A 13,380-nucleotide genomic window follows, 5' to 3' on the forward strand; every position below is an offset into this window, starting at 1 on the left:
CCGGGCTTCCCTCGCCTTGAGCGCGCTCTCGTACTTGAACTTGCCGAAGTCCATGAGCTTGCAGACGGGCGGGCGGGCCATCGGCGCGACCTCGACCAGATCCAGATCGACGTCGGCGGCCAACTGCAGGGCGCGCTCGATCGGAACGATGCCGACCTGCTCACCCTCAGGGCCGACCAGACGGACCTCACGTGCCCTGATCTGATCGTTGACGCGTGGCTCGACGCTGATGTGGCCTCCTCCAACTAGTGTCCGTGCCGACCTTCGGCGTCCGCTCCCTCGCAGGTGCGAAGGCGTGGACCGTGTCTTTGTGGTCGCCGAAACCGCTCACGCGTGTCCCGGTGGCCCAAAGCAGAAGGCCCCGGCGTATGCCAGGGCCTGCTCGACCGGTCCACGCACGCCGTCAGGCGCACGACCCGGGCCTTCGGCGGCACACCGCCCGGAGGCGCTGGCGCGAGGCCGGTGACCGGACCCGATGCACTCAAGGTGACCGGGTGGGAGCAGGCGCTCCGCTTTGTGGCCGATGCTCCGATCACCACATGGTGAAGGCAGCCTCGGCAAGGTCGACTGGGTAACTTTACCAGGCGGCGCTCACGCCCGCGAATCGGGCGTACCACCGTGTGCGGTGACGTGGGCCGCATGAAGGCTGCGCAGACCCCGGATCGCGGCGACGGCGTGCTCCTTGTCGACCGCCTGGATCGCCAGCACCGACAGCGTGTCGTCGTCCTGCAGCTCCAGCTGCGCCCACGGGTGGCCGTGCTCGAACCGGACCGACCGGACCACGTTCCACGGCAGGTCGTAGGTGCCGAACACGTTGCGTACGCGGATGCCCTGCTCGGTGCCCCACACCCGGGGCCGGGCGAAGGCGAGCGCACCCAACGCGGCGCAGACGCCGAGGCCGATCATGGCGGCCTGGTCACCCGGGCGGAACACTGCGTTGCCCTCGCCGGTCGAGCCGGTCAGCGCGGTCGCCACCGCCGCGAAGACCGCCAGGATCGCCGCCGCCGCGATCCAGGCTACGACGCGTACGCGCTTGGGCCGGATGTCGATGATCACCGTCTCCGTTGCTGCCACGGCGTCCATCCTGCCATTTAGCACGGCGTACGCCCGCGCGGGGCGGTTTGCCGGAAGCCGGCGCGGGGAATGCGGCTTTTGCCAATAATATGCGCATGGCTATCGATGTGAACCAGATCATGAAGCTGCTCAACGACCCGACCGTACGCCAGCTGCTCAGCAGCCTCATGGGCAAGATGGGCGGACAGCAGGGCGGGCAGCTCAACGGTCTGCTGGAACAACTCAGTCAGGGCGGCCTCGGCCAGCAGGCCGATTCCTGGATCGGCACCGGGCAGAACTCCCCGGTCACCGGCAACCAGATGGCCCAGGCGCTCGGCCAGGACAACATCGACGCGGCGGCGGCCTCGGCCGGCGTCTCGCCCGAAGTGGCCGCGCACGACCTGGCCGAAGTCCTGCCGCAGCTGGTCAACTCGGCCACGCCGGACGGGCAGCTGCCGCAGGCGTCCGACCTTCAGCAGCTCATGAGCCAGCTGATGGGTGCGGCCCAGAAACCCGCCGCCTGACCCGGCCCGGCCCTTTCTGCGCCGCTCGCCCCGCCCGTGGGCGCTTTCTGCGCGATCATGAACTTTCGGGCATGATCGCCCGGCGTGTCGCGTACGCCAGCCCATGATCGATCCCGTGTGGGCATGATCGACAGGCTGGCGGACGCGGCGCGTGTTAGAGGCGGCAGGCGTGGATGTCGGTCACCAGGATGGCCCGCGCGCCGATCTCGTACAGCTCATCCATGATCCGGTGCATCTCGGCGCGCTGGACCATCGCCTGCACGGCGACCCAGCCTTCCCGGTGCAACGGGCTCACCGTCGGCGACTCGATGCCGGGGGTCAGCGCCACGGCCTCGTCGAGCCGGTCGGCCCGGCAGTCGTAGGCGAGCATGACGTACCGGCGCGCGACCAGGACGCCTTGGAGCCGGCGAAGGAGCTGGGCGACCTGCGGCTGGCCGGGGTCGTCGCCGATCCGGTGGATCAGCGCGGCCTCGGAGACCATGATCGGGTCGCCGATCGGGACGAGACCGGCCTGCCGGAGAGTGGCGCCGGTGGCGACCACGTCCGCGATGAGGTCGGCGACCCCGAGGCGTACGGCGTTTTCCACCGCGCCGTCGAGTTCGACGACCCGCGCCTTGATGTCGCGCTCGTCGAGGTAGCGCTCGACCAGTCCCGGGTACGCCGTCGCGATTCGCTTGCCGTCGAGCGAGGACGAGTCGAGCGACGACAGGTCGGCGCCGGCTCCGGCGGGGGCGGCGAATCGGAAGGTTGCCCCGGCGAAGCCGAGCTCCAGCAGCTGCTCGACCGGGGTGCCCCCGTCGACGAGGAGATCCTGCCCCGTGATGCCCAGGTCGAGGTCGCCCGAGCCGACGTAGGTCGCGATGTCGCGCGGGCGCAGATAGAAGAACTCGACGTCGTTGTCGGTGTCCAGGCAGGCCAGATCGCGGTCGTCGGAGCGCTGGCGATAGCCCGCCTCGCGCAGCATCTCGATGGCGGGCTTGGACAGGGTGCCCTTGTTGGGCACGGCGATGCGAAGCATTTTCTATTCCCTAAGATCGATGTCTACTCCGGACGGCGAACCTTCGATCTAGAGATGTCGGTAGACGTCCTTCAGCTCGATCCCGGTCGCGAGCATCAGCACCTGAGCCTGGTAGAGCAGCTGCGAGATCTCCTCGGCGGCGCGGTCGGGCCCCTCATGCTCGGCGGCCATCCACGCCTCGGCGGCCTCCTCGACCACCTTCTTGCCGACCGAGTGCACCCCACCGCGGACGGCCTTGACCGTCCCGGACGCGGGGTCACCGGCGGCGACCTTCGCCCGCAGCTCCTCGAAGAGCTCCTCGAACGTCTTCACGCCCGCAATTCTGCCCGACCGGGGCCGCGGCGCGACCCAGGACGTGACCGGTTCCACGGAGCGAGAACGGCGTACGCTCGACACCATGCAGTTGATCAAGTTCACGCACGCCTGCGTACGCCTGCACGACGGCGACCGGACGCTGCTGATCGACCCCGGCGTGTGGTCCGAGCCGGAGGTCTTCGAGGGGGTCACCGACGTACTCCTCACCCATGAGCACTTCGATCACGTGGACGCCGAGCGGCTGACCCAGCAGGACGTCCGCGTCTTCGCGCCGGAGCTCATCGCGGGTGAGCTGCGGGAGAAGATGGGCGACGCGGTGACGACGGTGCAGGCCGGCGATTCCTTCACCGCGGCCGGGTTCGACGTGCAGGTCGTCGGCGGCGAGCACGCCGAGATCTACGAGGGCCTGCCGGGCTGCGCCAACGTCGGGTATCTCGTCGGGACCACGGCGGGCGCGCTCTACCACCCGGGCGACTCGCTGTTCGTGCCGGAGGCGGAGGTCGGCGTACTGCTGGTTCCGGCGTCCGCGCCGTGGCTCAAGCTGCGGGAGGCACTGGACTTCGTCCGGGCGGTCGCGCCGAAGCGGGCGCACCCGATCCACGACCGGATGCTCTCGGAGGACATCGGCTTCGCCGGGTTCGACCGGTGGATGGATCTGAAGGGACAGACCGCGTACTCGCGGATCCCGGTCGGGACCGGAGTCGATCTCTAAGCGACGGTGAAGGTGTGGTTGTCGACGTGCTGACGACTGCTGTCGGCCATCGAGATCTCGTAGGCCTGAACCACGTACGTGCCCGGCGACAACCGCACCGTCAGCGTCTTCTCCCCCATCGCCGGGCTTCCGGGGTCCATCGTGACGACCTCATGCCGGACGACTTTGCCGTTCTGCAGGATCTCGTAGTTCAGCGTGTTCTCGAAGACGATCCCGGCCAGGTGCACGGTCACGTCCTGACCGACGGTCTCGCCGTGCTGCGGCGCGATGACCCAGACGCGGTGGAGGGTGTCGAGCGCCGCCGCGCGGCGTACCGGGTCTTTGACGGAGACGTGGCCGAACAGCGTCTCCACCGCGGCTCCGTCCACATGGACCCGTACGCGCGACGCCCCGGAGGTCGCGGTGGCCGTCCAGACGAGCTGCTGAACCGCCTGACCTTCGGCTTCCGCGCCGAGACCGCCGGAGCCGGAGACTCCGGTGAGGTCCACCGTCACCTCGTCGCCGCTGACCGAACTGCCGAGGACGCGTACGCCCGCCGGCCACAGCGTCTTGTAGTCCGGATCGAACGCGGTCGGGCGCAGCATCTCCGCCACCGCCGCCGTGGTCTTCCCGGCGGGCGTGTCGACTGCGCCGGCCAACCGGTGGAATTCGCGCACTAGTTTCGGCGTACCCCTGTCGGAAAGCGTGTAGTAGACCGCAAGTGAAGCCGTGGCGGGTGAGGCCGACGGACCGGTCGACTGGGCAGGCGGTGACGCGGAGGGCGAGGGTGCCGGCGTGGGCGTGCACCCGGCGAGGGCCAGGGCGGCGAGCGATGCGACGACGCGGCGCATGCCTCTAGTGAACGCCGCCGGCGGACCGGACGCCAGTGACGTATCTAGGACAACGCGCGGTTGATCATGAGCTTGAGGGTGCCGACACGCCGACGAACCGGACCCTAGGTTCATGATCAACGCGAAAGCGGCGGCGGGCAACGCGAAAGCGGCGGCGCGAAAGCGGTCAGCGGAGGGAGCGCAGCGTGACGGCGGCGTCGAGGGCGGCGACGGTGGCCGCCCAGCCCTTGTCCTCGGCCGAGCCGGGGAAGCCGTCGGCGGCCGGCAGCCCGGCCCGGTCGCGCGCCTGCTCGATCGTGTTGACCGTGAGCACGCCCTGGCCGACCGGGGTGTGCTCGTCGAGCGCGATCCGGGTCAGCCCGTCGGTGACCGAGCGGCAGACGTAGTCGAAATGCGGGGTGTCGCCGCGGATGACGACGCCCAGCGCGACCACGGCGTCCTTGCGGGCGGCCAGCGCCTGCGCGACCACCGGGATCTCCACCGAGCCGGCGACCCGGTGCACCTCCACGTCGTCGACGCCGCTGGCCTTGGCGGCCGCCAGCGCGCGCGTGAGCATCTGGTCGACCAGCTCGCCGTTCCAGCGAGTCGCGACGATGCCGAGCGTCAGCCCGTGCGCGTCCACCGCACTGTCGTCCGGCGCGCCGAATCCGGCCATCAGGCGACTCCTTCAGTCGGCGGTTCGAGGTCGATCAGGTGACCCATGCGGTCCCGCTTGGTCTGCAGGTAGCGCAGGTTCTCCGGGTGCGGGCGGACCGGCAGCGGCTCCCGGCCGACGATGGACAGCCCGTAGCCTTCGAGCCCGGCGCGCTTGGCCGGGTTGTTGGTGAGCAGGCGCATCGTGCGTACGCCGAGGTCGTAGAGGATCTGCGCGCCGGTGCCGTAGTCGCGGGCGTCGGCCGGCAGCCCGAGGTCCAGGTTGGCGTCCACAGTGTCTCGTCCGCCGTCCTGCAACTGGTACGCCTGAAGCTTGTGCAGCAGCCCGATCCCGCGTCCCTCGTGCCCGCGCATGTAGAGCACGACGCCGCGGCCCTCCTCGGCGACCCGCTGGAGCGCGGCGTGCAGCTGCGGGCCGCAGTCGCAGCGCAACGAGGCGAACACGTCGCCCGTCAGGCACTCGGAGTGCACCCGGACCAGGATGTCCTGGCCGTCGCCGAGCTCGCCGAAGACGAGCGCGATGTGCTCGGCGTTGTCGTTGGTGGCCCGGTAGCCGACGGCGGTGAACTCGCCGAACTCGGTGGGCAGACGAGCTCCGGCGATCCGCTCGACCAGCCGTTCGGTACGCCGCCGATACTCGATGAGGTCGGCGATGGAGATCAGCGCCAGCCCGTGTTCGGCGGCGAACGCGGTCAGCTCGGGCAGCCGCATCATCGTGCCGTCGTCGTTGATCAGCTCGCAGAGCACGCCGGCCGGGCGCAGCCCGGCGAGGGTGGCGAGGTCGATGGCGGCCTCGGTGTGCCCGGGGCGGCGCAGCACACCGCCGGACTTGGCCCGCAGCGGCACCACGTGCCCGGGCCGGGACAGGTCACTGGGCCGGGTCATGGGGTCGGCGAGCAGCCGGATCGTGTGCGCCCGGTCGGCGGCGGAGATGCCGGTGCTGACGCCTTCGCGAGCGTCGACGGTGACCGTGTACGCCGTCCCCCGCCGGTCCTGGTTGGTGTGCCACTGCGGCGGCAGGTCCAGCCGGTCGGCGTCGGCCTCCAGGATCGGGGCGCAGATGTAGCCGGAGGTGTAGCGGACGGTGAAGGCCATCAGCTCGGGCGTGGCCAGTTCGGCGGCGAAGATCAGGTCGCCCTCGTTCTCACGGTCCTCGTCGTCCACGACGACGACGGCCCGGCCCGCCTTGATCTCGGCGATCGCGGTCTCGATCGAGGACAACGTCATGCCCGGTTCCCTCCGGTGGCGCCCGTGCTCACGAGCTTCTCGACGTACTTGGCGATCACGTCGACCTCTAGGTTGACCTGGTCACCCACGCCCTTGCGACCCAAGGTCGTCACCTCTAGTGTGGTGGGGATCAGGCTCACGGCGAACGCAACTTCGGAGATCTCGGTCACAGTGAGCGAGATTCCGTCGACCGTGATCGAGCCCTTCTCCACCACGTACCGGGAAAGATCCTCCGGAAGAGTGAACCGCACGGTCTCCCACAGGTCGCCGGGGACGCGCTCGGTGATCGTCGCGACGCCGTCGACGTGCCCCTGCACGATGTGCCCGCCCAGCCGGTCGGAGACCTTCACGGCCCGTTCCAGGTTGACCCGGTCGCCGACCTTGAGCCCGCCGAGCGAGCTTCGGTCGAAGGACTCCTTCATCACCTCGGTGGTGAAGACCTCGCCCAGGTTCTCCACAACGGTCAGGCAGACGCCGTTGACCGCGATCGAGTCGCCGTGGCCCGCGTCCGCGGTCACCACCGGACCCTTGATCGCCAGCCGCGCGCCCTCGCCCTTCCAGGTGAGCTCGACGACCTCGCCCAGCTCCTCGACAATGCCGGTGAACACGCCTAATTCTCCCTCTTCGGCACGGCGGTGATCCGGAGATCCGGTCCAACCCGGTCAACGTCGGTGACATCGAGTTCGATCGCCTCGGTGATGGTCTTCACACCGGCGCCCATCAACGCAGCCGGGCCCGCGCCCAGGAGCTTGGGCGCCACGTACCCGATGATCTTGTCGACGAGCCCGGCCGCGAGGAACGCCCCGGCCAGCGTGGGCCCACCCTCCAGCAACGCGCTGCGCACGCCTCGCTCATACATCCGGCTCATCAGCGCCACCAGGTCCACCCGCCCGTCACCGTCCGCGCCGACCTCGGCGGAGGTCGCGATCCAGGTCGCGGCCGCGCCGTCCCTGACCTTCGCGCTTTCAGGGGTACGCCCGACGGAGTCCACGACGACGCGAAGGGGTTGGCGGATGGCGAGACTGCCATCCCGGAGATTGCGAGCGGTCAGTCGTGAGTCGTCGGCGATGACCGTGCCGACGCCGACGATGATCGCGTCGACGGTGCCCCGGAGCGCGTGCACGTCCATCCGGGACGCCTCGGAGGTGATCCACATGCTGGTGCCGTCCTCGGCCGCCGACCTGCCGTCCACTGTGGAGGCGAACTTCCAGATGAGGTACGGGCGCTTACGGCGCACGGAGGACAGCCACATGACGTTGCCCCGGGTCGCCTCGGCTTCGCGTACGCCGGACACGACCTGCACGCCGGATTCCCGGAGGGTCTCCGCACCACCCTTGGCGGCGTCGGTCGGGTCGAGGACCGCGATCACCACGCGCGCGACTCCGGCCCGGATCAGGGCCTGACTGCACGGGCCGGTCCGCCCCGTGTGGTTGCACGGCTCCAGGGTCACGACCGCCGTGCCGCCCTTGGCTCGCTCCCCGGCCTGGGCGAGCGCCACGATCTCGGCGTGCGGGCCCCCGGCGTACGCGTGGAACCCCTCGCCGGCCACCTCCCCCGAGCTGTCCAGGATCACGCAGCCCACCACGGGGTTGGGGCTGGTCGTGCCGAGACCGCGGGCGGCGAGTTCGATCGCCCGGGCCATCGCGGCGTGCTCGGCGGGTGTGGCCTCCGTCATGGGCACATCTTCCCGCAGGCCGTCGACCGGGGTCAGCCCCGGGCTGCCCGGGATACGTTGATCACAGCTCAGCGCCGTACTCGGCGGGTGTCCGGGGCAGCGGTATGCCGTGCGGCGGCGTGCTGTAGTCGCCGAAGCCGCCGCCCTCGGGCTCGTCGTCCATCCGGCGCCGGTCGATCGCCACGAACGAGCCCGGCTGGGACTTGGCCACCGTCTTCATCTCCGACGCCGCCGCGATCACCTCGCGCGGATCGCCGAACGGGCGGGCGGTCGACAGCGCCACCCCGACCGAGAGCGTGACCAGGGCGGCCCGCTTCACGTTGCCCCGGCGATCGGTCAGCTCCAGATAGCCGCGAGCGGCCGCCTCCGGCTCGTAGAGATCGTCCGCCGCGGCCTCGAACAGTTCCACCGATCGGGTGGTCACGGGGCGTACCTGTTCGGGGGTGAGCACGAGGACGAAGTCGTCGCCGCCGACGTGGCCGAGGAACACCGGGGGCAGACCGGCCTCGGCCACCGCCCGGTGCAGCGATCGGGCGAGCGCGGTGATGAACTCGTCGCCCCGGCCGAACCCGTACGCGTCGTTGACCGTCTTGAACCGGTCGACGTCGATGTAGCAGACGGCGTAGTCGCAGCCGCTCTGCACCCGGTCGGAGACCTCGCGGAGGATGCGGGTGTTGCCGGGCAGCCCGGTCAGCGGGGACACCTCGCGGTACTCCTGGTTGCGCCGCAGGGTCGAGCGGACCCGGGCGACCAGTTCCAGGGTGTCGAACGGCTTGACCAGATAGTCGTCGGCCCCGGCGGACAGGCCGAGCACCTTGTCGGCGGTCATCGCCCGGGCGGTCAGCATGATGATGGGCAGCGCCGCCATCAGCGGATCGGCCCGCAGCCGCCGGGTCAGCCCGATGCCGTCCAAAGTGGGCATCATCAGGTCCACAATCACCAGATCGGGCCGCCGCTGCTCGATCACCGCCAGGGCTTGTTCCCCGTCATGGGCGGTCATGACCTCGAAACCGTGCAGGCGCAGGTTCACCTCGACGAACCGCACGATGTCGCGGTCGTCGTCCACGACCAGGATGACCTCGGCGTCGCCGCCGTGTCCCGGGAAACCCAAGCCGACCCCACTGTCCATTGTGGTGCATGCTATCCCGCGCGCACCAACTGGCGTGATCGAAGTCTACTTCGGCAGCGCGCGAGCGGATCGGTGATCCGCGTCGAAATTCTTCGCTTTCCGGCTGATTCGCATCCGGCAGATCGGGTCAGGCGACTCAGCTGACGATGCGCTCTTTCGGCCGGCCGACGGTGCCGGCTTCGACGGCCGGGTCGGCTTCGACGGCCGGGGTCGACTAGTCGACCAGGGCGCGCAGGCGGCGGCAGGCCTCCGCCGGGTCGGCCGCGCCGAACACCGCGGTCCCGGCGACGAACGCGTCCGCACCGGCCGCGGCGGCCTGCTCGATCGTGTCGGCGGCGATCCCACCGTCCACCTCGAACCGGATCTCCAGGCCCGCGGCGTCGGCATGGCGGCGCGCGGTGCGTACCTTGTCGAGGGTCTCCGGCAGGAACTTCTGGCCGCCGAAGCCGGCCTTGATCGTCATGATCAGGAGCGTGTCGAAGTGCGGGAGCAGCTCCAGGTAAGGCTCGATGGGGGTGTCCCGGTCGACCGCCAGCCCCGCCTTCGAGCCGGCCGCCCGCAGGTTCTTGGCCAACGCGATCGGATCGGCTGCCGCCTCCACGTGAAAGCTCACGTTGTACGCGCCGGCTTCGGCGTACCCGACGGCCCAGCGGTCCGGCGCCTCGATCATGAGATGGCAGTCCAGCGGCTTGTCTGTCGCCGCCCGGAGACTCTGCACGACCGGCAGCCCGATCGTCAGGTTCGGGACGAAGTGGTAGTCCATGACGTCGACGTGCAGCCAGTCGGCGTCGGAGTGGACGGCCTGGGCGGCCTCGGCCAGCCGGGAGAAGTCGGCGGCGAGCAGGCTGGGCGCGATGATCGGCGTCACGCGCTCAGCCTAGTCGGCGCGGTCTCGCGCGCGGATTCAGGCGCGGTCGATCACCTCGAGGTTGTGATAGATCGGGCCGCGCGTGCACAGGGCGGTCAGCTCCTTGGCCATCGCATCGGTCTCGGGCCGGCCGCTGTTGGCCATCGCCTCGTCGTACGACGGGAACTCGATGATGCTCAGGTAGCGCTTCGGGTTGTCCCGATCCTGAGTGACCAGCAGTTGGGTGAACGGCGGCCGTTCACCGGAAGCCATGGCATCGTCGCGACGCTTGCCCATGAGGGCCGCGATCTCGTCTGCGCGGTCGGTCTCGTATTCGACGATCTGTACAAAAGTCATGTAAACCTCCATCTCCCCGCAAACTGTAAGCCTCGACGGCATGGCCGCGCAGTCGTCCATCGGACATCCCGGGAGTCCGTAGACTGAACATCACCTGCCGCACCGTCAAAGGAGACCTCCGACGTGACCGTCCAGCCCATCCGCTACTTCGGCGACCCGGTTCTGCGTACGCCGGCAGACCCGGTCACCGACTTCGACTCCGAGCTGCGGCGGCTCGTCGCCGACCTCGTGGAGACGATGCGGAAGAACGGCGGAGCCGGGCTGGCCGCCCCGCAGATCGGCGTCGGGCTGCGGGTGTTCACCTTCGACGTCGACGATGTCGTCGGGCACCTGATCAACCCGGTGCTGGAGTTCCCCGACGCCGAGGAGCAGGACGGCCAGGAGGGCTGCCTTTCGCTGCCCGGCCTCTACTTCGACACCAAGCGGCGGCAGAACGTCGTGGCCAAGGGCTTCAACGAGTACGGCGACCCGGTCCAGATCGTCGGAACCGGCTTGATGGCGCGCTGCGTACAGCACGAGACCGATCATCTCGACGGCGTGATCTTCATCGATCGGCTCGAGACCGAGGAGCGCAAGAAGGCGCTGAAGGAGATCCGCCGGGCCGACTGGTACGACCCGGCCAACACCCGGATCAAGGTCAGCCCGCACAGCGCCTTTCCGCAGACCGGTCCCAGCCCGTTCGGGCTCGGGCGCTGAAGGGGCTGAGCTGATGCGTCTCGTCTTCGCCGGTACGCCCGAAGTCGCCCTGCCGTCCCTGGACGCGATCGCCGCCTCGGACCACGAGCTGGTAGCCGTCGTGACCCGCCCCGATGCGCCCGCCGGACGCGGTCGCCGGGTGGTCCGCTCCCCTGCCGCAGCCTGGGCCGACGAGCACGGGATCGAGGTGCTGACCCCGGAACGGCCGAAGGACCCCGAGTTCCTCGCCCGCCTCGCCGACCTCGCACCGGACTGTGTGCCGGTCGTGGCGTACGGCGCGCTCGTGCCGCCCGCTGCGTTGCAGATCCCCCGGTTCGGCTGGGTCAACCTGCACTTCTCGCTGCTGCCCGCCTGGCGGGGCGCGGCTCCGGTGCAGCACGCGATCTGGCACGGCGACGAGATCACCGGCGCATCGGTGTTCCAGCTGGAGGCGGGGCTCGACACCGGCCCCGTGTTCGGCACCATGGCCGAGAAGATCCGGCTCACCGACACCGCGGGCGACCTGCTGGGACGGCTTGCCGTGGACGGGGCCGGCCTGCTCGTGAGCGTGCTCGACGCGATCGAGGCCGGCGCGGTCACTCCGGTGCCGCAGCCGATGGACGGCATCACCGTAGCCCCGAAGATCACTGTGGAGGACGCTCAAGTGCACTGGACCGAACCGGCGTTCGCCGTCGACCGGCGGATCCGGGCGGCCACGCCCAACCCGGGAGCCTGGACTCTGCACCGTGCGGAGCGGCTGAAGCTCGGCCCGGTCACACCGCTGCCCGGTGGTCCCCGGCTGGAGCCCGGCGATCTGCTCGTGGAGAAGAACCGGGTGCTCGCCGGCACCGCCACCGACCCGGTGATCCTCGGGGAGGTGCGCGCGGCCGGGAAGAAGGCCATGCGAGCCGCCGACTGGGCCCGAGGTCTGCACGTCACGGCTCAGGAAAGGCTCGGCTGATGCGCGCGACCTCCGACCGGCGGGGCGGCCGCCGCAGCACCATCGACCCGGCCCGGGTGGCCGCCTACGAGGCGCTGCTGGCCGTGCACCGCGACGGTGCGTACGCGAACATCGTCCTGCCGCAGATCCTGCGGGATCGGGGGCTGATGGGACGCGACGCCGCCTTCGCCACCGAGATCACCTACGGCACGCTCCGGGGTCAGGGCACCATCGACCTCATTCTCACCGAGGCGGCCGGTCGCGACGTCGACCGCATCGATCCGCCCGCCCGCGACGCGTTGCGGCTGGGTGCGTACCAGATTCTGCAGACGCGAGTGCCCCCGCACGCGGCCGTCGGCGAGACGGTGGAGCTGGTGCGAGAGGTCGCGCCGGGTGCGATCGGCTTCGCGAACGCGGTGCTGCGCCGGGTCAGCGAGCGGACCTTCGACGAGTGGATCGGCGTCGTCGCGCCGCCCGCGGGCGACGACCCGATCGCCCACCTGGCCGCGGCCTGGAGCCATCCGGAGTGGATCGTCCGCGCGTTCAGCGAGGCGCTCGGCGGCGACCTGGCCGAGACCGCGCTACTGCTGGCGGAAGACAACGAGCGGCCGCCGGTGCACCTGTGCGCCCGACCGGGTCTGGCCGACGCCGTGGACCTGGCCGACGAGGTCGACGGCGCGCCCGGAGCCTTCTCGCCGTACGCGGTCTACCTGTCCGGCGGCGCGCCCGGCGATCTCGCCGCGATCCGCGACGGCCGGGCTCACGTGCAGGACGAGGGTTCGCAGCTTGTCGCGGCGGCGCTGGTCAACGCGGAGCTGGACGGCTCGGACGAGCGCTGGCTCGACCTGTGCGCCGGACCCGGTGGCAAGGCCGGGCTGCTGGGCGCGCTGGCCGCCGAACGAGGCGCACGGCTGACCGCCGTCGAGGTGCAGCCGCATCGGGCTCGCCTCGTCGAGCTCGCCGTACGCGGTCTGCCCGTCGACGTGGTCTGCACCGACGGCCGGGAAGTCGGCCGCGATGCCGCGCTGCCGGAGGAGGGCTTCGACCGCGTACTGGTGGACGCGCCCTGCACCGGGCTCGGCTCCCTGCGGCGACGGCCCGAGTCGCGCTGGCGTCGTCAGCCGTCCGACCTGCCGCCGTTGACCCGGCTCCAGCGGGAACTGCTCGGGGCGGCCTTCCGCGCCGTCCGGCCCGGCGGCTTGGTGGCGTACGTGACGTGTTCGCCGCACGTCGTCGAGACGCAGGTCAGCGTGGTCGAGGCGGCTCGCCGCTCACCGTCCACGATGGACTTCGTCGACGCCCGGCCGTTGCTTCCCGCGATGCCCGGACTCGGAGGCGGGCCTACTGTGCAGCTGTGGCCGCACCGGCACGGCACGGACGCCATGTTCCTGGCGGTTTTGCGCCGCGCCTGATCTGCGTTCTTC

Annotated in this window: 16 protein-coding genes and 1 pseudogene; 5 read left to right on the plus strand and 12 right to left on the minus strand. The window is 70.4% G+C overall.

Features of this window, described 5'->3' with window-relative positions; all coding sequences use genetic code 11:
* On the minus strand, positions 1-231 hold a 231-nt coding region (gene infC, locus HOV77_RS25695; RefSeq protein ID WP_290866011.1), incomplete at its 3' end, for a translation initiation factor IF-3.
* Between the two features lie 360 nt (positions 232-591).
* Entirely contained in the window at positions 592-1,074 is a 483-nt protein-coding gene (locus HOV77_RS25700; protein ID WP_290865959.1) for a PH domain-containing protein, read from the minus strand.
* A gap of 95 nt (positions 1,075-1,169) precedes the next feature.
* Here HOV77_RS25700 and HOV77_RS25705 point away from each other — a divergent pair, with 95 nt between their 5' ends.
* Positions 1,170-1,577: a YidB family protein gene (locus tag HOV77_RS25705; RefSeq protein ID WP_290865961.1), complete on the plus strand. Its 408-nt coding sequence runs from the start codon at positions 1,170-1,172 to the stop codon at positions 1,575-1,577.
* A 154-nt stretch (positions 1,578-1,731) separates the two neighbouring features.
* Here HOV77_RS25705 and hisG read toward each other — a convergent pair whose 3' ends face one another.
* Both hisG and HOV77_RS25715 read right to left on the minus strand, forming a co-directional pair.
* On the minus strand, positions 1,732-2,595 hold the full coding sequence (hisG, locus tag HOV77_RS25710) for an ATP phosphoribosyltransferase (RefSeq protein WP_290865963.1): 864 nt from the start codon (positions 2,593-2,595) through the stop codon (positions 1,732-1,734).
* Between the two features lie 48 nt (positions 2,596-2,643).
* The gene (locus HOV77_RS25715; RefSeq protein ID WP_290865965.1) at positions 2,644-2,907 is read right to left on the minus strand and encodes a phosphoribosyl-ATP diphosphatase; all 264 of its coding nucleotides are present in this window, start codon (positions 2,905-2,907) and stop codon (positions 2,644-2,646) included.
* A gap of 85 nt (positions 2,908-2,992) precedes the next feature.
* Between HOV77_RS25715 and HOV77_RS25720 the strand changes: the two genes are divergently transcribed.
* Positions 2,993-3,622 (plus strand): MBL fold metallo-hydrolase, encoded by a 630-nt coding sequence (locus tag HOV77_RS25720; protein WP_290865967.1) that lies wholly within the window; start codon positions 2,993-2,995, stop codon positions 3,620-3,622.
* Here the strand turns inward: HOV77_RS25720 and HOV77_RS25725 are convergent.
* From HOV77_RS25725 to HOV77_RS25760, 8 genes and pseudogenes are all read right to left on the minus strand, one after another.
* Positions 3,619-4,452, minus strand: a complete 834-nt coding sequence (locus HOV77_RS25725; RefSeq protein WP_290865969.1) for a GerMN domain-containing protein — start codon at positions 4,450-4,452, stop codon at positions 3,619-3,621. The genes HOV77_RS25720 and HOV77_RS25725 overlap by 4 nt on opposite strands.
* Positions 4,453-4,618: 166 nt before the next feature.
* Entirely contained in the window at positions 4,619-5,107 is a 489-nt protein-coding gene (ribH, locus tag HOV77_RS25730; RefSeq protein ID WP_290865971.1) for a 6,7-dimethyl-8-ribityllumazine synthase, read from the minus strand.
* Positions 5,107-6,333: a bifunctional 3,4-dihydroxy-2-butanone-4-phosphate synthase/GTP cyclohydrolase II gene (locus tag HOV77_RS25735; protein ID WP_290865974.1), complete on the minus strand. Its 1,227-nt coding sequence runs from the start codon at positions 6,331-6,333 to the stop codon at positions 5,107-5,109. The genes ribH and HOV77_RS25735 overlap by 1 nt, the downstream gene beginning before the upstream one ends.
* Positions 6,330-6,941, minus strand: a complete 612-nt coding sequence (locus tag HOV77_RS25740; protein WP_290865976.1) for a riboflavin synthase — start codon at positions 6,939-6,941, stop codon at positions 6,330-6,332. The genes HOV77_RS25735 and HOV77_RS25740 overlap by 4 nt, the downstream gene beginning before the upstream one ends.
* A 2-nt stretch (positions 6,942-6,943) precedes the next feature.
* A complete protein-coding gene (gene ribD / locus HOV77_RS25745) occupies positions 6,944-8,008 on the minus strand; it encodes a bifunctional diaminohydroxyphosphoribosylaminopyrimidine deaminase/5-amino-6-(5-phosphoribosylamino)uracil reductase RibD (protein ID WP_290865978.1) in 1,065 nt (354 codons plus the stop codon).
* Between the two features lie 163 nt (positions 8,009-8,171).
* A pseudogene (locus HOV77_RS25750) lies at positions 8,172-9,137 on the minus strand (response regulator); the annotation flags it as partial.
* Positions 9,138-9,351: 214 nt separating this feature from the next.
* The gene (gene rpe / locus HOV77_RS25755) at positions 9,352-10,005 is read right to left on the minus strand and encodes a ribulose-phosphate 3-epimerase (protein WP_290865980.1); all 654 of its coding nucleotides are present in this window, start codon (positions 10,003-10,005) and stop codon (positions 9,352-9,354) included.
* A 36-nt stretch (positions 10,006-10,041) separates the two neighbouring features.
* On the minus strand, positions 10,042-10,401 hold the full coding sequence (locus HOV77_RS25760; RefSeq protein WP_290865981.1) for a hypothetical protein: 360 nt from the start codon (positions 10,399-10,401) through the stop codon (positions 10,042-10,044).
* Between the two features lie 63 nt (positions 10,402-10,464).
* Here HOV77_RS25760 and def point away from each other — a divergent pair, with 63 nt between their 5' ends.
* The 3 genes from def to HOV77_RS25775 are packed head-to-tail and all read left to right on the plus strand — an operon-like array spanning position 10,465 to position 13,368.
* Positions 10,465-11,037, plus strand: a complete 573-nt coding sequence (gene def / locus HOV77_RS25765; protein WP_290865983.1) for a peptide deformylase — start codon at positions 10,465-10,467, stop codon at positions 11,035-11,037.
* Positions 11,038-11,050: 13 nt separating this feature from the next.
* A complete protein-coding gene (gene fmt / locus HOV77_RS25770) occupies positions 11,051-11,977 on the plus strand; it encodes a methionyl-tRNA formyltransferase (protein WP_290865985.1) in 927 nt (308 codons plus the stop codon).
* Positions 11,977-13,368 (plus strand): transcription antitermination factor NusB, encoded by a 1,392-nt coding sequence (locus HOV77_RS25775; RefSeq protein ID WP_290865987.1) that lies wholly within the window; start codon positions 11,977-11,979, stop codon positions 13,366-13,368. The genes fmt and HOV77_RS25775 overlap by 1 nt, the downstream gene beginning before the upstream one ends.
* Positions 13,369-13,380 lie beyond the last annotated feature (12 nt).

The sequence above is a fragment of the Hamadaea sp. genome, assembly GCF_013362815.1.
Taxonomy (GTDB): Bacteria; Actinomycetota; Actinomycetes; order Mycobacteriales; family Micromonosporaceae; genus Hamadaea.

Bases quoted from the DNA above. Each gene is read 5' to 3' on its own strand.
- HOV77_RS25705 (WP_290865961.1), top strand. From the start codon at position 1,170: ATGGCTATCGATGTGAACCAGATCATGAAGCTGCTCAACGACCCGACC.
- HOV77_RS25720 (WP_290865967.1), top strand. From the start codon at position 2,993: ATGCAGTTGATCAAGTTCACGCACGCCTGCGTACGCCTGCACGACGGC.
- HOV77_RS25725 (WP_290865969.1), bottom strand. From the start codon at position 4,452: ATGCGCCGCGTCGTCGCATCGCTCGCCGCCCTGGCCCTCGCCGGGTGC.
- HOV77_RS25760 (WP_290865981.1), bottom strand. From the start codon at position 10,401: ATGGACGACTGCGCGGCCATGCCGTCGAGGCTTACAGTTTGCGGGGAG.
- hisG (WP_290865963.1), bottom strand. From the start codon at position 2,595: ATGCTTCGCATCGCCGTGCCCAACAAGGGCACCCTGTCCAAGCCCGCC.
- HOV77_RS25735 (WP_290865974.1), bottom strand. From the start codon at position 6,333: ATGACGTTGTCCTCGATCGAGACCGCGATCGCCGAGATCAAGGCGGGC.
- fmt (WP_290865985.1), top strand. From the start codon at position 11,051: ATGCGTCTCGTCTTCGCCGGTACGCCCGAAGTCGCCCTGCCGTCCCTG.
- ribD (WP_290865978.1), bottom strand. From the start codon at position 8,008: ATGACGGAGGCCACACCCGCCGAGCACGCCGCGATGGCCCGGGCGATC.
- ribH (WP_290865971.1), bottom strand. From the start codon at position 5,107: ATGGCCGGATTCGGCGCGCCGGACGACAGTGCGGTGGACGCGCACGGG.
- HOV77_RS25775 (WP_290865987.1), top strand. From the start codon at position 11,977: ATGCGCGCGACCTCCGACCGGCGGGGCGGCCGCCGCAGCACCATCGAC.